The sequence below is a fragment of the Cyanobium sp. NIES-981 genome (genome assembly GCF_900088535.1).
GTDB lineage: Bacteria > Cyanobacteriota > Cyanobacteriia > PCC-6307 > Cyanobiaceae > NIES-981.
The window spans coordinates 520,744-544,362 of the sequence record NZ_LT578417.1; the positions used below are offsets into that span (position 1 = coordinate 520,744).

The 23,619-nt window shown below is 67.6% G+C and carries 19 protein-coding genes; 4 read left to right on the forward strand and 15 right to left on the reverse strand.

The annotated features are described in order from the left end of the window. Positions 1 to 3: 3 nt before the first annotated feature. The 4 genes from gndA to glpX all read right to left on the reverse strand — a co-directional run bounded on the left by gndA (position 4) and on the right by glpX (position 5,375). Positions 4 to 1,422, reverse strand: a complete 1,419-nt coding sequence (gene gndA, locus CBM981_RS02715) for an NADP-dependent phosphogluconate dehydrogenase (protein ID WP_087067155.1) — start codon at positions 1,420 to 1,422, stop codon at positions 4 to 6. A gap of 172 nt (positions 1,423 to 1,594) precedes the next feature. After that, entirely contained in the window at positions 1,595 to 2,890 is a 1,296-nt protein-coding gene (locus CBM981_RS02720) for a glucose-1-phosphate adenylyltransferase (protein WP_087067156.1), read from the reverse strand. A gap of 126 nt (positions 2,891 to 3,016) precedes the next feature. Then, complete coding sequence (locus tag CBM981_RS02725; protein ID WP_087067157.1) at positions 3,017 to 4,336, reverse strand: glutamyl-tRNA reductase; 1,320 nt, start codon at positions 4,334 to 4,336, stop codon at positions 3,017 to 3,019. 34 nt (positions 4,337 to 4,370) lie between these two features. Next, on the reverse strand, positions 4,371 to 5,375 hold the full coding sequence (glpX, locus tag CBM981_RS02730) for a class II fructose-bisphosphatase (protein ID WP_087067158.1): 1,005 nt from the start codon (positions 5,373 to 5,375) through the stop codon (positions 4,371 to 4,373). Positions 5,376 to 5,557: 182 nt separating this feature from the next. Between glpX and rpe the strand changes: the two genes are divergently transcribed. Next, positions 5,558 to 6,241, forward strand: a complete 684-nt coding sequence (gene rpe / locus CBM981_RS02735; protein ID WP_087067159.1) for a ribulose-phosphate 3-epimerase — start codon at positions 5,558 to 5,560, stop codon at positions 6,239 to 6,241. A gap of 155 nt (positions 6,242 to 6,396) precedes the next feature. Here the strand turns inward: rpe and ccsB are convergent, their stop codons facing one another. The 7 genes from ccsB to CBM981_RS02770 form a co-directional block, all read right to left on the reverse strand. Then, a complete protein-coding gene (gene ccsB, locus CBM981_RS02740; RefSeq protein ID WP_087067160.1) occupies positions 6,397 to 7,332 on the reverse strand; it encodes a c-type cytochrome biogenesis protein CcsB in 936 nt (311 codons plus the stop codon). A 51-nt stretch (positions 7,333 to 7,383) separates the two neighbouring features. Then, positions 7,384 to 8,490, reverse strand: a complete 1,107-nt coding sequence (locus tag CBM981_RS02745; RefSeq protein ID WP_087069139.1) for an LptF/LptG family permease — start codon at positions 8,488 to 8,490, stop codon at positions 7,384 to 7,386. Positions 8,491 to 8,570: 80 nt separating this feature from the next. Continuing rightward, on the reverse strand, positions 8,571 to 9,299 hold the full coding sequence (gene lptB / locus CBM981_RS02750; protein WP_087067161.1) for an LPS export ABC transporter ATP-binding protein: 729 nt from the start codon (positions 9,297 to 9,299) through the stop codon (positions 8,571 to 8,573). After that, a complete protein-coding gene (locus tag CBM981_RS02755) occupies positions 9,296 to 9,772 on the reverse strand; it encodes an organic solvent tolerance protein OstA (RefSeq protein ID WP_087069140.1) in 477 nt (158 codons plus the stop codon). The genes lptB and CBM981_RS02755 overlap by 4 nt, the downstream gene beginning before the upstream one ends. 65 nt (positions 9,773 to 9,837) lie before the next feature. Continuing rightward, positions 9,838 to 10,245: a DUF309 domain-containing protein gene (locus tag CBM981_RS02760; protein ID WP_087067162.1), complete on the reverse strand. Its 408-nt coding sequence runs from the start codon at positions 10,243 to 10,245 to the stop codon at positions 9,838 to 9,840. A 9-nt stretch (positions 10,246 to 10,254) separates the two neighbouring features. Then, positions 10,255 to 12,063 carry a translational GTPase TypA gene (gene typA / locus CBM981_RS02765; protein WP_087067163.1) on the reverse strand — a complete coding sequence of 603 codons (1,809 nt, stop codon included), beginning with the start codon at positions 12,061 to 12,063 and terminating at the stop codon, positions 10,255 to 10,257. A gap of 225 nt (positions 12,064 to 12,288) precedes the next feature. Beyond that, complete coding sequence (locus CBM981_RS02770; protein ID WP_225867496.1) at positions 12,289 to 12,942, reverse strand: D-alanyl-D-alanine carboxypeptidase family protein; 654 nt, start codon at positions 12,940 to 12,942, stop codon at positions 12,289 to 12,291. 372 nt (positions 12,943 to 13,314) lie between these two features. Between CBM981_RS02770 and chlP the strand changes: the two genes are divergently transcribed. Further along, positions 13,315 to 14,727, forward strand: a complete 1,413-nt coding sequence (chlP, locus tag CBM981_RS02775; protein WP_087067165.1) for a geranylgeranyl reductase — start codon at positions 13,315 to 13,317, stop codon at positions 14,725 to 14,727. 55 nt (positions 14,728 to 14,782) lie between these two features. Here chlP and glyS read toward each other — a convergent pair whose 3' ends face one another. Continuing rightward, positions 14,783 to 16,948, reverse strand: a complete 2,166-nt coding sequence (gene glyS, locus CBM981_RS02780; protein ID WP_087069141.1) for a glycine--tRNA ligase subunit beta — start codon at positions 16,946 to 16,948, stop codon at positions 14,783 to 14,785. A 109-nt stretch (positions 16,949 to 17,057) separates the two neighbouring features. On the opposite strand from glyS, the gene sir reads away from it, so the two are divergent. Together sir and CBM981_RS02790 are read left to right on the forward strand one after the other, a co-directional pair. Then, positions 17,058 to 18,779 carry a sulfite reductase, ferredoxin dependent gene (sir, locus tag CBM981_RS02785; protein WP_225867497.1) on the forward strand — a complete coding sequence of 574 codons (1,722 nt, stop codon included), beginning with the start codon at positions 17,058 to 17,060 and terminating at the stop codon, positions 18,777 to 18,779. 120 nt (positions 18,780 to 18,899) lie between these two features. Next, on the forward strand, positions 18,900 to 19,214 hold the full coding sequence (locus CBM981_RS02790) for a hypothetical protein (RefSeq protein WP_087067167.1): 315 nt from the start codon (positions 18,900 to 18,902) through the stop codon (positions 19,212 to 19,214). On the opposite strand, the gene CBM981_RS02795 is transcribed toward CBM981_RS02790, so the two are convergent. The 3 genes from CBM981_RS02795 to CBM981_RS02805 are packed head-to-tail and all read right to left on the reverse strand — an operon-like array spanning position 19,193 to position 23,616. Next, positions 19,193 to 19,912 (reverse strand): M15 family metallopeptidase, encoded by a 720-nt coding sequence (locus CBM981_RS02795; RefSeq protein WP_087067168.1) that lies wholly within the window; start codon positions 19,910 to 19,912, stop codon positions 19,193 to 19,195. The genes CBM981_RS02790 and CBM981_RS02795 overlap by 22 nt on opposite strands. A 45-nt stretch (positions 19,913 to 19,957) precedes the next feature. Further along, on the reverse strand, positions 19,958 to 22,441 hold the full coding sequence (gene recG / locus CBM981_RS02800; protein WP_087069142.1) for an ATP-dependent DNA helicase RecG: 2,484 nt from the start codon (positions 22,439 to 22,441) through the stop codon (positions 19,958 to 19,960). Further along, the gene (locus CBM981_RS02805; protein WP_087067169.1) at positions 22,438 to 23,616 is read right to left on the reverse strand and encodes a hypothetical protein; all 1,179 of its coding nucleotides are present in this window, start codon (positions 23,614 to 23,616) and stop codon (positions 22,438 to 22,440) included. The genes recG and CBM981_RS02805 overlap by 4 nt, the downstream gene beginning before the upstream one ends. Between the last annotated feature and the right edge of the window lie 3 nt (positions 23,617 to 23,619).

Here is a 23,619-nt window from a genome sequence, read left to right on the forward strand (position 1 = left end):
ACGTCAGTCCAGCCATTCGGTATGGAAGCTGCCCGGTTTGTCGACCCGTTCGTAGGTGTGGGAGCCGAAGCAGTCGCGCATGGCCTGCACCAGGTTCTGGGGCAACCGGCCCGTGCGGTAGCTGTCGATGTAGTCGAGGGTGCTGGACAGGCAGGGCACCGGGATGCCGGCAAGCGCGGCGCCGGCCACGATCCGGCGCAGGCCGGGCAGGCGCCGGTTGATCTGCTCGGCGAACCAGGGGTCGAGCATCAGGTTCGGCAGATCGGGGGAGGCGGTGTAGGCATCCTGGATGCGCTGCAGCAGGCGGGCCCGGATGATGCAGCCCCCCTTCCAGATCTGGCCGATGGCGGCGAAGTCCAGGCCGTAGTCGTGCAGTTTCGAAGCTTCCTGGAGCAGGGCCATGCCCTGGCCGTAGCTCACGATGCAGGCGGCGATGCAGGCATCCCGCAAAGGCGCCAGGCCTTCGGCCGGAGCGCCCAGCTCCACCCCATGGGGGCCCGGACCGTGGAGCACGGCCTCGGCCGCCAGGCGCTCGGGACGCAGGGAGCTGAGCACGCGGGCATTGAGGGCGGCGTAGATCGTGGGAACGGGAACCCCCATCTCCAGCGCACTCACTACGGTCCACAGACCGGTGCCCTTCTGGCCTGCCGCATCCACGATCTGCTCCACCAGGTCGGTACCGCTGCTGGGGTCCTTGGTGCGAAGGCACACTTCGGTGATCTCCACCAGGAAGGAGGCAAGTTCCTCGCTGTCGTTCCAGAGGGCCAGCACATCGGCCATCTGATCGCCGTTCATGCCGCCGCAGCGCTTCATCAGGTCGTAGGCCTCGGCCAGGATCTGCTCGATGCCGTATTCGATGCCGTTGTGCACGGTCTTCACGAAGTGGCCGGCACCACCGGGGCCGATGTAGGTGACGCAGGGGCCGTCGTCGACCTGGGCGGCCATCTTGCGCACCAGCGGTTCGATCGCGTCGTAGGCCGAACGGGTGCCGCCGGGCATCATGCTCGGACCTTCGAGGGCACCCTTCGCGCCGCCGGAGACACCCATCCCGATGTAGCCGAAACTCTGGCTCTCCAGCTGGGCCACACGCCGTTCGGTATCCGTGTACAGCGAGTTGCCGCCGTCGATGAGGAGATCGCCTTCTTCGAGCAGGGGGGAGATCGAGGCGATGGTGTCATCCACCGGCTGCCCCGCCTTCACCATCATCAGGATGCGCCGGGGACGCTCAAGGGCGGCCACGAACTCCTCCAGGGTGCGCGCGCCCACGATGTCCTTGCCGGCGCCGCGCCCCTGCAGGAAGGCTTCCGTCTTCGCATAGGTGCGGTTGTAGACAACGCTGGAAAACCCGTTGCGCTCCGCATTGAGCACCAGGTTCTCCCCCATCACGCCGAGGCCGATCAGGCCGAAATGTGCCGATCCCATCCGTTGGTTCGAGGCTTTGGCCTCAGTGTGGCCAGAGCGAACGGAAGCGGGGCCGTTCCGTCACAACTGGCGCCCCTCTGTCAGGGTCTCCTGGCCTGGGGAGGCAGTCGGAGCGCCCGATCAGATGATGGCGCCCGGTCAGATCACGCCGCCATTCAGATCACGGTGCCCTCTAGACCACGGTGCCATCGGCGATGGTGCCGTTCTTCACCACCACCACGATGCCGTTGCGGATGTAGAAGTTCAGCTCCGGCCGGTCGGCTTCTTCCACCCGGTCCTTGTTGATGATCGTGACGTCGCGACCGATGCGCACGTTCTTGTCCAAGATGGCCCCTTTCACCGTGGTGCCCCTGCCGACACCAAGCGGGATTCCGCCCCGCTGCCGCAAGGTGGCGCGTTCCTCTGACGACTCGAAGTAGTCGGAACCCATCACCAGCGTGTCCTGCAGGACAACGCTGTCTTCAACGCGGGTCCTGACACCGAGAACGCAGTGATGGATGCTGCAGGCCTTGAGCAGGGATCCCTCTCCGATGATCGACTCGGTGACCTGGGCGTCCTGGAGCTTGCTCGGGGGAAGGTAACGGGGACGGGTGTAGATGGGAAACTTTTCGTCGTAGAACGAGAACGGCGGATTGGGCTGTTCGGTGAGCGCCAGATTCGCCTCGTAGAACGCGCCGATCGTGCCGATATCCTCCCAGTAGTCATCGAAGAGATAGCTGCGTAGTTGATCACCACGGGCCAGAGAGGCCGGGATGATCTCCTTGCCGAAGTCGGTCGAGGTGGGATTGGAATTGAGCAGATCGAACAGGGTGTCTCGGCTGAACACATAGATCCCCATCGACGCCAGATGGGGGCGCTTGGCTGCCTCCTCACGGGAGAGCCCGAGACTCTGGGTGTCCACCCGCATGGCCGTGAGGGCTTCGCCCTTGGGCTTCTCACGAAATTCCTGGATGCGTCCCTCGCCATCGGTGCGCATCAGACCAAACGACTCAGCCTGCACCGGGTCCACCGGCAGGGCTCCCACCGATAGATCGGCACCGGTGTCGATGTGGTGCTGCACGAAGCGGCTGTAATCCATGCGGTACAGCTGGTCACCGGAGAGGATCAGGTAGTGATCCACGTCCCATTCCTGGAACAGCCACTGATACTTGCGCACGGCGTCGGCCGTACCCTCGAACCAGCTGGGACTGTCCGGGGTTTGCTGGGCTGCCAGCACTTCCACGAAGCCCTGACCAAAACCAGCCGAGAGGTTGTAACTCATCGACAGGTGCCGATTGAGCGACGCACTGTTGAACTGCGTCAACACATAAATCTTGTTGATCTCTGAGTTGATGCAATTGCTGATGGGAATGTCAATGAGCCGGTACTTGCCTGCCAGCGGTACAGCCGGCTTGGCACGCATCTTGGTGAGCGGATAGAGGCGGGTGCCGGCACCACCTCCCAGAATGATGGCAAGGACGCGTTTCATGTCTCCTGATTCCTTCTCTTGTTAGGGGGGACCGTACAGGACCAGGGCTCCTGCAGGCGAGTGCCGGCGGTACTGCACGGCGCTGTTGGTGCCGGGGATCACTGCAAGGAGTGATCGGGTTGACCCTCAGGGGCCAGAGCTCAGTGATCCGTCGTCCTGGAGCTCGAAGAGCTCCTCGATCACACGCATGCAGGTATGGCGCTGCTGGCGCGCTTGAGGCGCCCGCAGGTTGGTCATGGGCGTGTGGAGAACCTTGTTGATGATTCCCTTGCTCAAGGCCTCCACCACCTTCCGCTCCCGGGCCGAGAGATCGGGACCCATGCGGCTGAGGGCCTTCTGGAGTTCCTGCTCCCGGATCTCCTCGAGACGGCGGCGCAGACGGTTCACCACGGGCACGGCCTCGAGCCCGTCCCACCATTCCAGGAACAGCCGTGCCTCTTCCCTGAGCAGCCCTTCAGCCTCGGCAGCGATCTCGCGCCTGGCCTCCTGGTTGCGGGTCACCACTTCCTGCAGGTCATCCACATCGAACGACTGAACCCCCGCCACACCGGCGGTGTCGGCCGCGATGTTGCGCGGAACGCCGATGTCCACCAGCATCAGGGAACTGCGACGGTTGAGTCCGCTCAGCCGCCCGGCCGTGATGATCGGTTCCTCCGCCGCGGTGCTGGTGAACACCAGCGAGCACGTGCTCAGGCAGTGGTCCAGATCCTCCAGCGGCCGGCATTGCACGGGCAGGGTGGGAAAGTCTGCCGCCAGCTGCTCCGCGCGGCCCACCGTGCGGTTGAGCAGGACCACCCCCCGGCAGCCCTTGGCCTGGAGGTGTTGCAGCAGCAACCGGGCCATGCGGCCGGCGCCCACGACGGCCACCTGCTCCTGATCGAGGGGCACGAGCTCATCGCACCCCCTGGCCTGCCCCACCTTGAGCTGGGCCAGCTCCACCGCCGCGGAACTGATCGAGACGGCTCCGGTGCCGAGATTGGTCTCGGTGCGGACGCGCTTTCCGGTGCTGACAGCCTGGTTGAGCAGGCGGTTGAGAATCGGACCCACGGAGTGGTGCTCCTGGCCCAGCCGCACCATCTTCTTCACCTGGGAGAGGATCTGACCTTCACCCAGCACGAGGGAATCGAGGCCGGCAGCGACGCGCAGCAGATGCGCCACCGCGTCCTCGTGGTGATACGTGAAGAGGTGGGGCGTCAGCTCGTCCACGGCCAGGCCGGAATGCTGGCTGAGGAAGGCGCCGACCGAGGAGATCCCCTGCTCAGGATGGCGCAGCAGGGTGTAGATCTCGAGCCGGTTGCAGGTGCTGAGGATCGAGGCCTCCAGCACCTGGTCGTCCTCCCGGAGCTGCTGCAGGGAGGCATCCATGGCCTGCTCCGGGATGCTGAGCCGCTCCCGGATTTCAACCGGTGCTGTGCGGTGGCTCAGTCCGACGACGGCGATATGCATGGTGACTGGGCGGGGTGTGCTGCTCGGGAACCGATCAGCGCAACGCGATGCTCTGGGCACCAGGCTTGATGTGCACCGTGTCGGTGAAGCGGGCAGTGTTGTCCAGGGTGCTGATCACCAGGGAGCTGGTGCGGGTGCAGTCCTTCTCGAACTTCACGCCGTCGAACAGCAGCCCGTCGGTGATGCCGCTGCCGGCAAACACCACGTTCTCACCGGAGGCCAGTTCCTCGGCTTCATAGATCTTGTCGGGGTCGGTGATGCCCATCTCCGTCAGGCGGGCCAGGTTGCCTTCACGGGTGAGGCCTTCCCATTCCTTGGTCTGGGCCACGGCGGGGTCGTAGACCAGCTGGCCCTGGAAGTGGCCGCCCAGGGCCCGCATGGCGGCGGCGGAGATCACCCCCTCCGGAGCGGCGCCGATGCCCATCAGGCAGTGGGTGCCGGTGCCTGCGAAGCCGCAGGCGATGGCGGCCTGCACGTCACCGTCGGAGATGGGCTGCACCCGGGCACCGGTGGCCCGGATCTCCGCGATCAGATCCTTGTGGCGGGCGCGGTCCATCACCACGATCACCAGCTCGCTCTTGGCCATGCCAAGGCACTGGCTGAGGATCTCGATGTTCTCGGTGGCGCTCTTGCGGATGTCCACCTTGCCCTTGGCGGCCGGGGGCGCCGCCAGCTTCTTCATGTAGAAGTCAGGAGCATTGAAGAGGCCGCCCCGGTCGGAGGCGGCCAGCACGGCCATCGAGCCGCGCTGGTTGTTGGCGCAGAGGTTGGTCCCTTCACAGGGATCCACCGCGAAGTCGACACCGGGACCGGTGCCGCTGCCCACTTCTTCGCCGATGTAGAGCATCGGAGCTTCGTCGCGCTCCCCTTCGCCGATCACGATGCGGCCCTGCATCTGGATCTGGCCCATGCGCTTGCGCATCGCCTCCACCGCAGCGGCGTCCGCCTCGTCCTTCTTACCGAGACCCGTGAGTTCGGCCGAGGCGATGGCGGCCTGTTCTACGACCTCGAGAATTTCCTGGATGAGGGTGCGATCCACAGTGGTCCGGCAAGGGTGGAGGCTTCGGGCTGAGGCCTGAGATGCCAGCTGCTGAGCGGCATTTCAGGCAGGAAGCGCTGTTCAGTGTATCAGCGCCGTTCCCGCCGCCCCCTCCCGGGGGCGGGGCGGGGGAGGGGGCGGGGGCTTTCCTACAATCGGTTCTCCCTGTCCGCTGAACCCGCATGAGCACGAAGTCCCTGGTGGTGTCCCCGTCGATTCTCTCGGCTGATTTCTCTCGCCTCGGGGATGACGTACGGGCGGTGGATGCCGCCGGTGCCGACTGGATCCATGTGGATGTGATGGACGGGCGCTTCGTGCCGAACATCACGATCGGCCCGCTGATTGTTCAGGCCCTGCGCCCGGTGACGGCCAAGACCCTGGACGTTCATCTCATGATCGTGGAGCCGGAGAAGTATGTGCCCGAGTTCGCGAAGGCCGGGGCGGACATCATCTCCGTGCAGGTGGAGGCCTGTCCCCATCTGCACCGCAACCTGGCCCAGATCCGTGATCTCGGCAAGATGGCCGGTGCCGTGCTGAATCCCGGCACCCCGATCGACACGCTGGAGTACTGCCTCGAACTGTGCGATCTGGTGCTGGTGATGAGTGTGAACCCTGGCTTCGGCGGTCAGAGCTTCATCGAAAGCCAGGTGGACAAGATCCGTGATCTCCGTCGCATGTGCGATGCCAAGGGCCTGGATCCCTGGATCGAGGTCGACGGCGGCATCAAGGCGGAGAATGCCTGGAAGGTGATCGAGGCTGGAGCCAACGCCATCGTGAGCGGGTCCGGCGTGTTCAACCAGCCGAGCTATGCGGACGCCATCAGCGGCATTCGCCACAGCCGTCGGCCTACGGCCGTGGCCGCCTGACCCCGACGGGTGGTCCAGATCCGGCCAGGAGAACCACCGGGGCAGGAGTTCACCCCTGCCCCGGCGCCCCGCAGACGCCGGCCCTGCCGTGCCAGGCGGGGCGGACACCATTCACTCACCTGTCAAGAGTCAGCTGTCACAAGTGAGCTGTCAGGTCAGCTCTCAAAGAACCAGCCGTAGCTGTGCAGGCCGATGCCGAGCAGATTCACCCCGATGTAGCAGACGACGATCACCACCAGGCCCAGGGACGCCACGATGGCGGGCCGCCTCCCCTGCCATCCCCGGATCAGCCGGGTGTGCAGGTAGGCCGCGTACACCAGCCAGCAGATCAGGGCCCAGGTTTCCTTCGGATCCCAGCTCCACCAACTGCCCCACGCTTCATTGGCCCATACCGCTCCACTCACCAGGCCCACCGACAGCAGCAGGAAGCCCACCGTGATGGTGCGGTAGCTGAGTGAGTCGAGCTGTTCGGCCATCGAGAGCGAACCGCTGGTGAGCCTGAGGGGCGCGGCCATCGCCCCGGGTCCTTCGGTGGCCAGCTGGGCCTGACGGAAGCCCCCGCTGCCGATGGAGCTGCTGCGCAGCTCAAGGGCCTTGCCCCGGTCGGTGAACAGCACCGCCAGCGACAGCAGGGAGCCCACCAGCAGGGCCGCGTAGCTGAGCATGATCACGCTCACGTGCATCACCAGCCAGCTGGAGCGCAGGGCCGGCACCAGCGGCGAGGCTTCCTGCAGGCGATCGGGCAGGGCGAAGCTGGCAAAGGCCACGCAGCCCAGGGCCATCGGGGTGGCGGCTGCCGGCACCAGGGGCGAAGGCCAGGAGCGCTCCACCAGCAGCTGGGTGAGGGTGCAGCCCCAGGCCAGGAAGCAGAGCGACTCGTAGAGGTTGCTGATGGGGAAGTGTCCGGAATCGATCCAGCGCAGCACGAGCTGGGCGGTGAGGCACAGATTGGCGCTGGCCACCAGCAGCCTCACCACGGAGCTGGTGCCTCCGCCGCTGAGGGCCCAGAACGCCAGGGGAAGCACCAGCAGCAGCAGCGCGAAGGCTGCCAGACCAAGGCCAAGAACCGGATCGTGGAGCAGATCGGGCAAGGTTTCAACGCACAACCAGGGGCCAGTCTGGCGGTTCGTGGGCAGGCTCGCTCAGCGGCTGGCCTGCCGTAACAGCACAAGACCGGTCGCCAGGCCGATCAGCACCGGCAGCCAGGCCGACAGGGCCGGTGTGAGCGTGCCCTTCACGCCCAGGGAACTGAAGCTGAAGGCCACCAGGTAGTAGCCGAAGATCAGCAGCACGCTCAGCCCGAACCCCTGGCTGCGGCTGCGGCGGGAGTGGGGGCGGGCACCGAGGCTGCTGCCGATCAGGCCAAACACCAGGCAGACCGCCGGAAAGGAGAACTTTTCCTGGATGCGGACCCGCAGCTTGCGGGCGGCCCGGCTGTCGCCGGATTCCCGCAGCAATCTCTCGGCGGTGCGCGCCTGGCCGATGCTCATCTCGTTGGCATCCCTCGGCAGTTTCGCCACCTTCAGCGGCTGGTTGCCGAGGGGATAGAGATAGCGGTCGAACCGCGCCGAAGTGATGGCCTCCGAGCCACCACGGCCGATGCCCACCACCTGACCATCGAGAAACTCCCATTGGGCATCCTTCGCGCTCCAACGGGCCCGATCCGCCGTGAGCATCACGCGGTGGGCCGACCGGCTCAGGTCCACCAGGGTCACATCCTCCATCACCCCCTGGTTGAACCGCTGGGCGTAGAAGATGTGCGTCAGGCCCTTCTCCGTGCTGCCATCGGGGAGCTCCACCCGCCCGAACTTGGAATACACCACGTTGTCCTTCTGTTCTCCGGCCACGGCCCGGCCGATGGCACGGCTGAGGGTGGCCTCGGCCTGGCTGAGGGTGGTGGGCACGATGGCTTCGTTGAAGCCGAAGGTGAGCAGGGTCATCGCCACGGCCAGGGCCACGGCGGGCACGAGCATGCGCCAGGTGGGCACGCCCACGCTGCGCAGGGCCGTGAGCTCGCTGTTGCCCGACAACTTGCTGTAGGTGAGCAGCGTGGCCATCAGGGTGGCCATGGGGAAGGAGAGGACCAGAAACGAGGGCAACTCCAGCAGCAGCACCTGCACTGCCACATCGAGCGGTAGACCGGATTCCGCCACCCGGCGCACCAGTTCGAACACCGCTCCCACCGAGAGGGAGACGGCGGTGAAGGCCGCCACCCCGAACACCAGGGGACCGATCAGCTCGGCCAGCATCCAGCGATCGAGCAGGGGCAATCGCCTCCACGGCCTGAGCAGCCGCTGGAGCTTGGCGGGGTGTGTTGGGTTCAGCGTGGTCACAGCCGGAATCCTTCGCCCAGGTAGTGGCGGCGCACCAGGGGATCGTTGCCCACCTCGAGGGACGTTCCAGAGGCCAGGATGGCCCCCTCGGAGAGGATGTAGGCCCGATCGGTGATCGCCAGGGTTTCGCGAACGTTGTGGTCGGTGATCAGGAGCCCCATGCCCCGGCCGCGCAGCTCGTTGATCAGCTGCTGCAGGTCGGCCACGGCGATGGGATCCACCCCGGCAAAGGGCTCATCCAGCAGCAGATAGCGCGGCCCCTCGGCACCGACAGCCAGGGCTCTGGCCACCTCGCAGCGGCGGCGCTCACCGCCGGAGAGCTGAAAGCCGCGGCGATGCTGGAAGGGGGAGAGGTGGAACTCCGCAATCAGGGTCTCCAGCCGCTCGCGGCGCAGAGCGCGGGGCGTCCGGCTGGATTCGAGCGCCAGCCGCAGGTTGTCGCGAACCGTGAGCTGGCGGAACACGCTGGGCTCCTGGGGCAGATAGCCGATGCCCAGGCGCGCTCGCTGGGGCATCGGCAGGTGGGCGATTGGGGCACCATCCAGCAGCACAGCGCCGCCGTCGGGGCGGATCAGCCCGGTCACCAGGCCGAACGTGGTGGTTTTGCCGGCGCCGTTCGGTCCGAGCAGACCCACCACTTCACCCGGCTGCAGCTGCAGGGAGACGTGGTCAACCAGCACCCGGCCACCGATGGCCAGGACCACCTGCTTCAACGCCAGCGTCATGGCTGCGCTGAGGGCGCGGGGGCAGGGGCAGTCCTGAACCGGTAGAGGGTCAACACCTGCTGGCCTGGGGCCGGCTCCGCCAGCAGGCGTTCCCCGTTCACCAGGTACACCAGTCGTTCCGCCCGGATGGTGTTGCCGTCGCCCTGCACGACATCCACCTCACCGCTCAGCACGAGGCGACCCTCGCGGCTGAAGTACTGGGCCTGCCTGGCCGTGGCCACCACGCCCTGGTCTTCATACACGATGCGCACGTTCCCACTGGCCGTGAGGATGCCGGTGGAGTTGTCGGCTCTCTGCAGATCGGATTCGATGGTGACAACGCCGGTGACCGGAGCCCGGGCTGGAGCGGAAGCCGGCGCGGGGGCTGCGGCAGGACTGCCGGCCCCGACCTGGGCGTGCACGCCTGGAGCTGCCAGGCCGCTGACGCAGAGACCGAGCACGGCGGCGGCAACAAGGGGAGCAGACAGGGCCAAGGTGCCGGGCCAATGGTGCAGCCGGAACAATCTACAGATCGCTCCCAGACCAGGACCGCTGCTGCCTAGCTTCCGGCCTCGGAGTCATGGCGCTGCGGCGCGGTGAGCCGGGGGGCTTCCAGCGGAGGCGGATCCCCAGCCGCCTGCAGGGCCTGCAGCCACTCGCGGGCACTGTCACGCAGCCGGGCCAGATCGATACCCAGGGCCTGATCGTCGCAGCCACGCAGCCGCCCCAGACCCTCGCCGGTGAGAATGGTGGCCCCACGGCGGTTCCCCCGCTCCAGGTGCAGTTGCCCCACGGCGATCTGGAGGATTCCCTGGAGCACGGGACGGAGCGGGCCTGCGGTCTCGTGCCACAGCTCCTCGAACCCGTCGTGGCAGGCGTACCAGTCGCCTGCGTTGAAGCAGGCAATGGCTTCGGCCAGGCGGGGGTCGCGGATCAGGCTCGATTCCTCGTCGTGGTCAGGAGGCAACGCGGGAACTCAGCGCTTGGCCGCCTTCTTGCTGGGCAGCTTGCGGAGGCGGATGGACTCCGGGGTGACCTCCAGCATCTCGTCAGGGCCGATGTATTCGAGGGCCCGCTCCAGGGTCATCTGCACGGGAGCCTGGAGGGTGTCGAGTTCCTCCGCGCCTGCTGATCTCATGTTGGTGAGTTGCTTGGCCTTGCAGACGTTGATCTCAAGATCCTGGGGCCTGTTGTTCTCTCCGATGATCATCCCCTTGTACACCTTGGTGCCGGGAGTGATGAAGAACTGACCGCGATCCTCGGCATTCTTGAGTGCATAGAAGGTGGCTGCTCCCTCTTCAAAGGCGATCAGAACGCCGTTGCGGCGTGCATCGAAGTCGCCCTGCATGGGGCGGTAATCCAGGAAGGAGTGACTCATGATGCCTTCCCCTCGCGTGGCACGGATGAATTCACCGCGAAAACCGATCAGCCCGCGGGACGGCACCACGAACTCCAGCTGGGTGCGGCCGTCGTTCGTATTTTCCATGTTCTGCATTTCCGCTTTGCGGATACCAAGCTTCTCGATGCAAGCCCCCACGGACACCTCTGGCACATCGAGGACAAGCGTTTCATAGGGCTCGCTCGGCGTGCCATCGATGGTGCGGAAAATCACCTGGGGCTGGCTCACCTGGAATTCATAGCCCTCCCGCCGCATTGTTTCGATCAGGATGCCGAGGTGCAGCTCACCTCTGCCACTCACGGCCCAGCGATCAGGGGAATCGGTGTCTTCCACCCGCAGGGCCACGTTGGTGAGGAGCTCCTTCTGCAGGCGATCGCGGATCTGACGGCTGGTGACGAATTTCCCTTCCTTGCCGGCAAAGGGAGAATCGTTGACCACGAAGGTCATCTGAAGTGTGGGCTCATCCACCTTGATCAGAGGCAGGGCCTCCGGGTTGTCCGGACAGGCGATCGTTTCACCGATGTTCACTTCATCGAAACCGGCCACAGCCACAAGGTCCCCGGCACTGGCCTCCTCGATCTCCACGCGCTGCAGGCCCTGGAAACCGAGCAGCTTGCTGATGCGACCCCGCTTGACGCTGCCGTCGTCACGCAGCAGGGCGGCGGGCTGGCCTGACCTGATCGTGCCGTTGTGGATACGGCCGATCATGATCCGGCCCAGGAAATCGCTGTAATCCAGGGTGGTGACCTGAAGCTGCAGGGGCTTGGTCGGATCACCCACCGGCGGCGGCACGTGGCGCAGGATGGCATCGAAGAGCGGCCGCATCGTGTCGCTGTCGGTCTTCATGTCCGGCTTGGCGTAGCCGCCCATGCCGCTGCCGAACAGGTAGGGAAAGTCGCACTGGTCGTCGTCCGCGCCAAGTTCGAGGAACAGATCCAGCACCTTGTCGACGGCGATCTCCGGATCCACCCGGGCCCGGTCGATCTTGTTCACGAACACGATGGGGCGAAGGCCTTTCTCCAGGGCCTTCTTCAGCACGAAGCGGGTCTGGGGCATCGGCCCCTCATTGGCGTCCACGATCAGGAGGCAGCCATCCACCATCCCGAGCACCCGTTCCACCTCGCCACCGAAATCGGCGTGGCCGGGGGTGTCCACGATGTTGATGCGGATCCCCTCGTAATCCACCGCGGTGTTCTTGCTCAGGATCGTGATTCCACGCTCTCGCTCGAGATCGTTGGAATCCATCACGCAGGTGGGAACCGCTTCGTTGTCCCGGAAAATGCCTGACTGAGCGAGCAGCGCGTCGACGAGGGTGGTTTTGCCGTGGTCGACGTGGGCAATGATCGCAATGTTGCGAATCGGCGTGCCTGGATGTGCGCCGCTCATAAATTGAGATTTCCTACAGTAACGGATGAAGCCAAGGGAAGATCCTAACGCATCCCCATGCCTGGGGCTCCGATCCCATTCCACGCGCGGTGACTGCCGTTCGCTCAGTGCGGTCCATCGATCCACTCCGGATCCACTCCGCCCGGCCAGGACCATTCCTGAGGGGAACGCGCAGATGTGGGCCGTGTGCCATGGCTCCGTTCAGGGCCTGCTCAGGCAGCCGCTTCAGCGGGCCAGCCGCTGGGCGGGCTCGAACATCCGCAGCGCGTCGGCGGTGCCCTCGAAGCGCCAGTGCCAGGGCTCGTAGCTCACGCCCTGGGCATTGTCCCGCGGGAAGGAGAGGGTGAAGTGGTAGCGGGCGGCATTGCGCTCCAGCCATCGGTAGGCCGGCGTCTCCTCGAACCCGGTGGAGAGGTTGGTCTGGGGCAGGCGCGCATCTCCCAGGTCGACGGCATAGCCCGTGCTGTGCTCGGAGAAGCCTGGCGGCGCGCTCACCTCGGCCCGTTCCCGGGCGTTCTGGTTCCGCTCCGCCTTCACACCGAAGAAGATGTCCTTCTGCAGGTCCTGGGAACGGAAGGCACTGAGCACCTCCAGGCTGACGCCATCACGGTCGGCGGCCCGCAGCATGGCCAGGAGGGCTTCGGCGGCATCCCGGTGCAGTTCGAGGCCCGTGCCCACGCTCACCAGCAGGGAGGGCTCCGCCTCTGGGTAGGGGAAGTGCCCCAGCAGCCGTCCGTCGGCGCTTTGCTGGGCATCGAGCCCCGGCACCGGACCGGGCGCGAGCCGGGGACCGAGCCAGCCCCGCACGGCGGGAAGCTGGAAGGCCCCCACCAGCGCCAGCACGGCTGCACCGAGGAGCAGCAGCCGCCTCCGCCCCATGGGGCGAGGAGACGTGAACGCCATTGGGTTGACGCGTTCAGCAACCGGGATGTCCTCGGCGGCCAGGACCTGGCCCGGGCGGCGGGGCTTCAGTGGCACCCGCCCGCCCCGGCAGATCGGCCGGCCGATGTTGTCGCCCTGGGCATCACGGATCGGGAGACAGCTTTGTTGAGGCTTTGTAACAACATCGGGACAACTGTCGTAAGGAGCACCGCCGGCAGGGTTGGGGTTGGCGGGCTCGATGCAGGGCTGATCCGCTCTGGGGCGACCGCTGGTGACGATCCTAGTTGCGAAGGCCCAAGTCCACCCCGTAGGACCCGGCAACGGTGTTAGCTTCCGGGCCAGAACCTTTTCAGGCGGAGCGTTTTCCCGATGTTGCGTGTCGCGGTGGTGGGTGGCGGCCCCAGTGGTTCCTGTGCCGCTGAGGTGCTCGCCAAGGCCGGCATTCAAACCTGGATCTTCGAGCGAAAGCTCGACAATGCCAAGCCCTGCGGCGGCGCCATCCCGCTGTGCATGGTGTCCGAGTTCGATCTGCCTGAATCGATCATCGATCGCAAAGTCCGCAACATGCGGATGATCTCCCCTTCCAACCGGGAAGTGGATATCCATCTCGACGACGAGAATGAGTACATCGGCATGTGCCGTCGCGAGATTCTGGATGCCTTCCTGCGCAATCGTGCCGCTGATCTGGGCGCCCATCTGGTCAATGGGCTTGTCACCAAGATCGATACCGGCAAGAACCGACAGGGGCCTTACACCCTCACCTACTCCGACTACGGTTCCGGTGAGGCGACCGGTGAGACCAGGACCCTCGAAGTGGATCTGATCGTGGGCGCCGACGGCGCCAACAGCCGCGTGGCCAAGGCCATGGACGCAGGCGACTACAACGTGGCGATCGCCTTCCAGGAGCGAATCAAGCTCCCGGCCAAGGAGATGAGCTACTACGAAGACCTGGCCGAGATGTATGTCGGTACGGACGTGTCTCCGGACTTCTACGCCTGGGTGTTCCCCAAATACGACCACGTGGCGGTTGGGACCGGCACCATGCAGAACAACCAGGCCCTGATCAAGGGCCTGCAGGAGGGCATTCGCCTGAGGGCCCGCAAGCGGCTGGTGAACGGCGAAGTGATCAAGGTGGAAGCCCACCCGATTCCGGAACATCCGCGGCCTCGCCGCGTTGTGGGACGCATGGCGCTGGTGGGTGACGCCGCCGGTTACGTGACCAAGAGTTCGGGCGAAGGCATCTACTTCGCCGCCAAGAGCGGGCGGATGTGTGCCGAGGAGATCGTGGCTGCCAGCCAGGGAGGCCGGAGGATTCCCAGCGAGGCTGACCTCAAGACCTACCTGCGCAAGTGGGATCGGCAGTACGGCGCCACCTACAAGGTGCTCGAGATTCTCCAGAACATTTTTTACCGCAACGACGCAGCCCGCGAAGCCTTCGTGGAGATGTGCGATGACAAGGACGTGCAGCGCCTCACCTTCGACAGCTATCTGTACAAGAGGGTGGTGGCCATGAATCCCTGGCAGCAGCTCAAGCTCACCCTGCTCACCCTGGGTGCGGTGCTGCGCGGCAATGCCCTGGCTCCCCAGAGCTACAGACCCGTGGACAGTGCCGTGCGGGATGACGATGAAGTCTCCGCGATGCTGGCGGTGAGCACCATCAAAGGTGGCATCAGGATGCGGGGCGAGAAGCCCCAGCCTCCTACCGCCATCCCCCAGGCTGCCGGGGTTCCCGCCGCCGATGGCGACACTGCCGAGCGCGAGCCGGTGCTGGCGGCGAAGTGAACCCGAGACTGATCTGCCGCGCCGCAGGGGACCCATGCCCCTCGGCGTCGGGGGATCAGCTCTGCAGCACCCGGAAGTCGGCCAGCACGGCGGCCTGGTTGCGGAGCACGCCGAGCATGGCCAGTCGGTTGGCCCGCACAGCGGCATTCTCCGCCATCACCATCACGCTGCCGTCTCCATCGAAGAAGGCAGCGAGCACCTCGGCGCTCTGCTCCAGCGCTGAGGCGAGCGCGTTGTAGCCCTCGCTGGTGCAGCTGGTGGCCAGGGGTTGCAGCTGCTTCAGCACCTCCAGCATGCCGGCCTCCGAGGGCTTCTCGAACAGCGAGGCATCCACCACGGCCTGCGGGCTGAGCACGTCGTCCGGGAGGTCCCCTTTCTCGGCCAACCGGGCCGCCCGCGTCACCACCGCCTGAACGCCGGCCAGCCGCTGCTCGCGCCGCAGTGACGCGAGCAGATGCCCACGTTGCCGCACATCGCCCGGATCGCGCAGCAGCCGACCGATCGGCAGTGCCTGGCCTGCCACGGCCGCCACCAGATCCGCCTCCAGCCCTTCCTCCTCCAGCAGGCTGGCGAGGCGTTGGCGGAGGAACTCGGCCAGGTCGTTCCGCAACTGCTCTGCGGAGACCTCCAGGCCGGGCAGCAGGCTGGCCCAGTGGAGGCTGCAGCGCACGAGCAGGGCCTCCAGATCCAGGGTCCATCCCCGGGCCCAGAGGATCTGCATCAGCCCGTTCCCGGCACGGCGCAGGGCATAGGGATCGGACGAGCCGCTGGGCCGCTCCCCCTTGGCAAAGATGCTGAGCAGCAGCTCGAGGCGCTCGGCCACGGCCACCACAGCGCCTGGCACCGATTCGGGCAGGGTGTCACCCGCCCCCCGGGGCAGGTAGTGCTCCAGCACCGCCAGGGCCACGGCCCTCGGTTCCCCTTCAGCCAGCAGGTATTTCCCTCCCATCACCCCCTGCAGCTCGGGGAACTCACCCACCATCTGGCTCACCAGATCGTGCTTGCAGAGGTGGGTGGCCCGCCGGGCATGGTCCGCGTCGGCTCCCTGCAGGGCCAGCGCCTCGAGCAGCACGTCCGTGCACCATTCCATGCGCTCGACGCGATCGCGCAGCGAGCCGAGGCCCTCGGCGAAGGTGACCCGTGCCAGCTGGTCACGCCGGTCGATGCTCGCCACGGCGCGATCGGCCTCGATGAAGAAGCGCGCATCGGCCAGCCGGGCCCTGAGCACACGTTCATTGCCACGGCGCACGGTGTCCTGGGCTTCAGCCCGGCCGTTGCTGACGCAGAGGAAGCTCGGCAGCAGCACGCCGCGGGCAGCGGCGGCCAGCGGATCCACGGTGGCCCCCAGCTGGTAGAGCGGCACGTAGCGCTGATGGGCCCGCATCACCGTGCTCAGCACCTCCGCCGGCAGATCCAGATAGGTGGGCTCCAGCCGGCCTTCGATCAGCAGAGGCTGCTCCACCAGATCGGTGAGTTCCTCCAGCAGCGTGTCCGGAAGATCCGCCCGGGCATGGAGCGCCCCAGCCGCTGTGGCGATGGCCTCCCGGATCCAGGCGCCCCGGGCAGCGCGGCTCACCATCACGCCGGCCGCTGCAAGGGTCTCGGCGTACTGCCCGGCAGCGGCAATCACCACCGGCCCGGGCACCAGCCGGTGGCCCCGGCTCTGGCGTCCCGAGGCCACGGCCGGGTCGCTGCCCGGCAGCTCCACCGGCACCACCTGCTCATTCAGCAGTGCCACCAGCCAGCGCACGGGCCTGGAGAAGCGGCACTCGCCCTCACCCCAGCGCATGAAGCGACGTCCCTGAAGCTGTTGGATCCAGCCCGGGATGAGGGAGGCCAGCACGTCGGCGGTGCTGCGGCCCGGCTCCCGCAGCACCGCGAACACGAAAGGTCCTTTCGGGGTGTCGCGGATCTCGAGCCGGTCCGGTGGCACGCCGCAACGCCTGGCAAACCCCCGGGCGGCCTCGGTGGGAACGCCGTCGCGGAACGCCTGGGCAGCGGGCGGGCCCTTGCGCTCCTCCTGGCGGTCGTGCTGCTGCGGCGGCAGACCCTGGATGGTCACGGCCAGACGCCGTGGGGTGCTGGTGCACTCCACCCCAGCGTGGTCCAGCCGCTGCTCCTCGAGGCTGGAGCTCACCAGAGCCTCCAGCTGGGGCAGGGCGAGGCGCGCGAAGTCTGCCGGCAGTTCCTCGGTTCCGATCTCGAGCAGAAACGTCGACACGCGGGCAGGCACGGCAGCCGCCAACTTTATGGAGTGACGCGCAACGCGGCAGGCTGGAGGCCATCCCCATTCGCTACGGTCATCGGGCTAACGGGTGGTTGCCGACATCGTGACGTCAGGGCCGACAAAGTTCGAGCAACTGAAGGCCAGCAGTGGTCATCTGCGTGAGCCGCTCCTCAGTGAGCTCGGCAACACGGAGCCGAACTTCACCGAAAACGCCGTTCAGATCCTCAAGTTCCACGGGAGCTACCAGCAGGACAACCGCGACAAGCGGCAGAAAGGCCAGACCAAGGACTGGCAGATGATGTTGAGGCTGCGCAATCCTGCCGGCCGTGTGCCAGCCCAGCTCTATCTCGCCATCGATGAGCTCGCCGACCGCTACGGGAACGGCACCCTCAGGGTCACCACCCGCCAGGCGTTCCAGATGCACGGGGTGCGGAAGGAGAACCTCAAGGAGGTGATCGGCACGATCGTGCGGTCCCTGGGCTCCACCCTGGCGGCATGTGGCGACATCAACCGCAACGTGATGGCCCCTGCGGCCCCCTTCACCAAGGGGGGCTACCCCTCGGCCCGCCAACTGGCGGACGAGATCGCCGATCTGCTCGCTCCCAAAGCGGCGGAAGGCTCCTACCTCGATCTCTGGGTCGACGGGGAACTCAGCTACCGGATCAAGCCCAGTGCGCCGGTGCGCAAGGTGAAGGCCCGCCAGAGCGAGGGCGGCGTGTTCAGCGGCGATGCCGAGGAACCCCTCTACGGCGCCACCTATCTGCCCCGCAAGTTCAAGGTGGCGGTCACCGTGCCTGGCGACAACTCGGTGGATCTGCTCACCCAGGACATCGGCCTGGTGCTGTTCTGCGACCCCCGGGGACGCCCCCAGGGCGCCAACGTGTACGTGGGTGGGGGCATGGGCCGAACCCACAACAAGGAGGAGACCTTCGCCCGCACCGCCGACCCTCTCGGCTACGTGGCCCATGGCCATCTGCTCGATCTGGTTCAGGCGATCGTCGCCCTGCAGCGCGACCACGGCGATCGGCAGCAACGCCGCCACGCCCGCATGAAATACCTCATCCACGACCGCGGCGTGGACTGGTTCCGCCAGGAACTCCAGGAGAATTTCTTCCCCCATCCGATCCAGGGGATGCGCCCTGAGCCCAAAGCCCGGCTGGAGGACTACCTGGGCTGGCATCGCCAGGACCGGGGGCTCTGGTTCGTGGGGCTGCCTGTGCTGTGCGGCCGCATCGCCGGGCCGCTGAAGCAGGGGCTGCGCCAGCTTGTGGACACCTACAAGCTGGAGCTGCGCCTCACCCCGAACCAGGACCTGCTGCTCTGCAACATCGGCAGCGCCCAGCGCAGCAGCGTCCGCTCCGACCTGGCAGCCATGGGCATCGAGACGCCCGAGGCACCGCCGCCGCTGGCGCGCCATGCCCTGGCCTGCCCCGCCCTGCCGCTCTGCGGCCTGGCGGTGACCGAGGCGGAACGGGTGCTGCCCGATGTCCTGGAACGCCTCGATGGACTGCTGCATCAGCTGGGAATCAGCCGGCCCGTGCTGGTGCGCATGACCGGCTGCCCGAACGGCTGCGCCCGCCCCTACATGGCGGAGATCGGCCTGGTGGGCAGTGGGCCGGATCTCTACCAGCTCTGGCTGGGGGGAACACCCAACCTCAGCCGCCTGGCCGAGCCCTATCTCGAGAAGATGCCTCTCGCCGCTCTGGAGCCCACCCTGGAGCCGCTGCTGCTGGCCTGGCATGGGGCCGGCGGCCGCATCAGCTTCGGCGACTTCGTCGCACGGCAGGGGCGGCCGGCCATCGAAGCCATGCTCGCCGCGGTGTGACCAGGGTGGAGACGGTGTCGAGGTTGGCCGCCGCCCCCCACCGGCCAGCCCCCTCCTGCCCCGGGCGCCTGAGGGGGGGGGGCCAACACCTGGGGCCGGCGCTGGTGGCTGCTGCTGGCCATGACCGCCGTGGTTCAGCCCGTGCTGCCGGCTGCCGCCCAGGGGCGCCGTGGCCCACCGCCACCGTCCCCGAAGGTCGTGATCTACGACCCCGATCCGCTCAGCTGTCAGCCCGACACCATCCGCCAGGCCTTCGCCCGCCATCTCGACCCCTTCGCGGATCAGAGTCCAGCGGTGCTGGCCCGCCTGCGGGTGGTGCAGCTGGAGATGACCGAATCCAGCCTGCGCCGTTGCGTGGCGAAGGGGCTGATGGAGCAGCAGGCCGCCGCCGCCCTGTTCCAGGAACTCGCCGCTCAGGGCTCCACCCGCCCATAGATGGCCTGCGGCTGGCCGCTGCGCCACGCCCAGAGCTGATCCCCCCAGCTGAAGTGCCACCACTCCGCCGGATGCTGGGCGAAGCCGGCCTCCTGCATCACGGCCTGGAGCAGCTGGCGGCGGCCATGAAACACCTGCGCCCGTTCGCGCTCCACCGGATCGAGGCTCCCGGCGGCCAGCCGTTGGAAGTGATCAGGGGCGGACACCTCGCCGATGGCATCGATCGGGGATCCCATGCTGATCGGTGCGCCGCGTTCATCCGCCAGCGTGAGATCCACCGCCGCCCCGGTGCTGTGGGGGGGAGGGGCGGCCGGATCCGGGTTCGGCGGGGCCCAGAAGCCCCCCACCTCCCGGGCCACCGCCTCCAGGGCCGGCCCCGGCCTGTGGGGGTCGAGCCCTCTCTGGCGGCAGAGTTCGGCCGTGGCGTGCCGCACCATGAAGGCCTGCACCGCCAGGGGGCGCCAGCCATCGAAGATGGCCAGCCGCCAGGAAGGCCGCTGCCTGCGCAGGGCCAGCTGGGCAGCCAGCAGCCGCGCGACCACCCCCTGCCGCAGCTGGAAGGGCGAGCCACCGCCCCCGTAGGGCGCGCCGGCGGCGATGTAGGGATGGGGCTCCAGCCGCCAGAGGTCCTCGGGCAGGGGAACCAGGGGTTCCGGGCACGGACTGATCGGAATCGCGTTCCACGGACGCCGCTCCATTTGCCTGACGGCCCGCTCGGGCTGGGGGGATGGGGCCAGATTGCCTCAGTTGAGGCGGGCGTCGCTGCAGAGCCGCGCCTGCTGCCGGGCCAGCAGGGCCGCGAGGGCCGGATGGCGCTGCAGCTCCGGATCGGCGGCGATGATCTCCTGGGCCACCAGGCGTGCCTGCTCCAGCACAGCCCCATCGTCGGTGAGGCTGGCCAGAGCCAGGTCCGGCAGACCGGACTGGCGGGTGCCGAGCACCTGGCCAGGCCCCCGCAGCCGCAGGTCCATCTCGGCGATCTCGAAGCCGTCACTGGAGCGCACCAGCACATCCAGCCGCTGGCGGGCCAGGGCCTGGCGGCTGTGGTTCACGAGCAGGCAGTGGGAGGCGGCCGCACCACGGCCCACCCTGCCGCGCAACTGATGCAGCTGGGCCAGGCCGAAGCGCTCGGCATGCTCCACCACCATCACGCTGGCTTCGGGCACATCCACGCCCACCTCCACCACCGTGGTGCTCACCAGCACCTGGCTCCTGCCCGTGGCGAACGCAGCCAGGGCCGCCTGCTTGTCGGCGCTTGCCAGGCGACCGTGCAGCAGGCCCACGGCCAGATCCGGGAACACCTCCTCACTCAGCTGGCGGTGCACCTCCACCGCCGAGCGCAGATCGAGCTTTTCCGACTCCTCCACCAGGGGGAGCACCACGTAGGCCCGCTGGCCCTTGGCCACCTCCTCCCGGATCAGCTGGTAGGCCCCATCCCGTTCCGCCGCTTGGATCAACCGGGTCTGGATCGGCGTCCGGCCCGGCGGCAGGCCATCGATCTGGCTCACATCCAGATCCCCGTGCACCGAGAGCGCCAGGGTGCGGGGAATGGGGGTGGCGGTCATCGTGAGCAGATGGGGTTGCAGCCCCTTGGCCAGCAGCCGGTTGCGCTGGGTCACCCCAAAGCGGTGCTGCTCGTCCACCACCACCAGGCCCAGGCGGGCGAAGGCCACCGGATCCTCCAGCAGGGCATGGGTGCCCACAAGCATCTGCACCTGCCCGTTGGCCAGGTCCTCCAGCAGCGCCCGCCGCTGGCGAGCGGGTGTGGAACCGGTGAGCAGGGCACAGGTCACATGGAGCTGGGGGAGCCAGGCGCAGAGCTTCTGGTAGTGCTGCTCAGCCAGCACTTCGGTGGGGGCCATCAGGGCTCCCTGACAGCCGGCATCGATGGCGGTGAGCAGGGCGGCGACGGCCACCACGGTCTTGCCGCTGCCCACATCGCCCTGCACCAGCCGCGCCATCGGCTGCTCCCGGCCGAGGTCGGCGCGGATCTCCTCGAGCACCCGCTGCTGCGATGGGGTGAGCTCGAAGGGAAGCAGGGCCAGGAAGCGGGCCATCAGGCTGCCGCTCGCCGGACTCTGCAGCGCCTGGGAGGAGCTGCGGGTGAGCTTGCGCCGCCGCTGCAGCAGCCCGAGCTGGAGCAGCAGGAACTCGTCGAACACCAGCCGATGGCGGCTCGCCTGCAGCCGTTGCTGATCGGTGGGGGCATGGATCTGCTGCAGGGCCTCCGCCCGGGCGGCCAGCCCATGGGCCTGGCGCAGGGGCAGGGGCAGAGGGTCCTCCCAGTGGCGCACATGGGGCAGCACGGCGGCGATGGCCTGACGCAGCCGGTCGGCCCCCAGGCCCTCGGTGAGGCCGTAGACAGGCAGCAGCCGCCCGATCACAGGGGAGCGCACAGGAGCCTGCGGGCTCTCCAGCACCTCGATCAGAGGATCCTGAAAGGCCGGGCCGTAGGGACTCTCCTTCACCAGACCGCTCACAGCCACGCTGGCGCCTGGGGGGTAGAGGCGCTGCTGCGCCCGCAACCAGGCCGGACTGGCAAAGCGGCGACCCGCGAAGAAGCGGCTCACCCGCAGCCTGCCGGTGGGATCACTGAGCTGCAGCTCCAGGATCCCCAGGTTGGGATTGCGGGGGCTGGCAAAGGCCTGGGCGCGGCGCACCGTGGCCACGATGGTCGCTGTGCGGCCCACCTCCAGACCCGCGATCCGCACCAGATGGGCGTAGTCGAGGTAATCGCGCGGGTAGTAGTGCACCAGATCCCGCACCACGAAGAGGCCGAGCTGGGCCAGGCGGGCTGCGGTGCGGGGTCCCACACCGCGAATCGTGCCCAGGGGGGCCTCCGGATCCAGGGGCCCTCCGGCTGCCTGGGCCACGCCCTTGGGCCGGGTGCTGTGCGGCTCCGCGGCCAGGCGCAGCCTGGGAGGCCCGATCGGGGCAGGAGGCTGCCACCACTGGCGCAGCTCGTGCAGATGCTGGCGACAGTCCCTCACCAGGCTCTGCCGGTGGGCGGCAGTGAGCTGCCCATAGCCGGCAAAGGACGCCGCCATGGCACGCCGGCGGTCCGCCCCGGGGAGCTCTGAAGCTGGTGGACAACGCAAACTCCGCTCCAGAAACACACTGAAGCGCTCGTGACGGCCCTGGAGATCGGAGAAGCCACGGTCGATCTCCAGCTGCAGGGCCTGCTGCAGGATCCTGAGCCAGGATTCGAACGCGGCCCCGCCGTTCAGTTGGCGGGAAACTCCAGCTGGGGCGTCGGTGTGCGGTTGTCCTCCAGCCACAGACGTTCCGCCTCCAGCGTTCGCAGCCGCCGCTGCACCCGGCGGTAGGTCTGGGCCATTCTGCGCACCTCCTGGGTGTGCTGTTGCAACCGCTGACGGCAGGTGCGCAGGCGCGGGTCCTCCAGCTCCAGATCCACCAGCCGCAGCAGCACCGCCACCAGAGCCAGCGGCGTCCCGCCCGCCGAGGCCTCTGCCGGAACCTGGAGGCGCAGCAGATTGGCGGGGGCTGGAAGCATCTCCACCTGACCCTGCAGCGCCGCATCCAACAGACCGACGGGCAACAACCCCTGGGTGAGGCCGAGGCGGAGACAGTCGACATTCAGGGCATGGGAGAGGTTGCGCAACCGGCGTGTGAGGGCCCGCTCATAGCCGCTCAACCAGGTGATCAGCCGGGTGGGGTCGCTGGGCAGGCGGGGCTCACTCCAGGGAGCCCCGCCGTCAAAGCCATCGGCCTCCTCCGGCAGCTCGGGCACCGCCGGATCGGCAGAGCCCGGATGCCGCAGCCGCTCCATCTCCAGAGCCTCGGAGAAGGCCTGCAACATCGCATCGAGGGAGCCCAGGGGCGGACCGGACTCGGCTGGTGGCGGCGCGCCCGTCGCCGCACTGCCGCCTGGCATGGAGGCTGCGGCGTGGGCAGGGGGCGGGAGGTGGCGCGGATCAATCGGCGGGGCCATGCCCAGGTGGATGGAGCCGGGCGTCTGAGACCACTCCCCTGGCGGTGGTTGGGCACCGTGCTGCTGGGGCGGAGCCTCGCTGCTCTCTTGCGACGTTCCGATCTCCTCGAGCCCCTGGGTCTGCCGCTGCAGGCGCTCCCGTTGGTCTGAGCGGGCAATCTGGGCGGCCATGGCGGTCACCTGCTCCACCGTCAACAGGGTGCTGGCCCGCCGGGCCAGATCGTCCATGCGCCGGTGCAGTTCCCGCCGCCGACGGACCGGCAGCCGGCAGTAGCGATCGGGCTGAATCTGGGTGGCCAGGTGGAAACAGGCCTGCTGAATGGCCTTCAGCAGGCCTTGCCGGAGAACCTGCAGGTAGAGGGCGAGATGGCGATAGAGCTCAGGGTTGGACCGTTCAACATCGGCACGGATGGCGGCGAGCTGGCTCTGAGCCTCCTGAAGCGCGTCCACAGG

Bases quoted from the DNA above. Each gene is read 5' to 3' on its own strand.
- gndA (WP_087067155.1), bottom strand. From the start codon at position 1,422: ATGGGATCGGCACATTTCGGCCTGATCGGCCTCGGCGTGATGGGGGAG.
- CBM981_RS02720 (WP_087067156.1), bottom strand. From the start codon at position 2,890: ATGAAACGCGTCCTTGCCATCATTCTGGGAGGTGGTGCCGGCACCCGC.
- CBM981_RS02725 (WP_087067157.1), bottom strand. From the start codon at position 4,336: ATGCATATCGCCGTCGTCGGACTGAGCCACCGCACAGCACCGGTTGAA.
- rpe (WP_087067159.1), top strand. From the start codon at position 5,558: ATGAGCACGAAGTCCCTGGTGGTGTCCCCGTCGATTCTCTCGGCTGAT.
- CBM981_RS02745 (WP_087069139.1), bottom strand. From the start codon at position 8,490: ATGCTGGCCGAGCTGATCGGTCCCCTGGTGTTCGGGGTGGCGGCCTTC.
- lptB (WP_087067161.1), bottom strand. From the start codon at position 9,299: ATGACGCTGGCGTTGAAGCAGGTGGTCCTGGCCATCGGTGGCCGGGTG.
- typA (WP_087067163.1), bottom strand. From the start codon at position 12,063: ATGAGCGGCGCACATCCAGGCACGCCGATTCGCAACATTGCGATCATT.
- CBM981_RS02770 (WP_225867496.1), bottom strand. From the start codon at position 12,942: ATGGGGCGGAGGCGGCTGCTGCTCCTCGGTGCAGCCGTGCTGGCGCTG.
- chlP (WP_087067165.1), top strand. From the start codon at position 13,315: ATGTTGCGTGTCGCGGTGGTGGGTGGCGGCCCCAGTGGTTCCTGTGCC.
- CBM981_RS02790 (WP_087067167.1), top strand. From the start codon at position 18,900: ATGACCGCCGTGGTTCAGCCCGTGCTGCCGGCTGCCGCCCAGGGGCGC.
- CBM981_RS02795 (WP_087067168.1), bottom strand. From the start codon at position 19,912: ATGGAGCGGCGTCCGTGGAACGCGATTCCGATCAGTCCGTGCCCGGAA.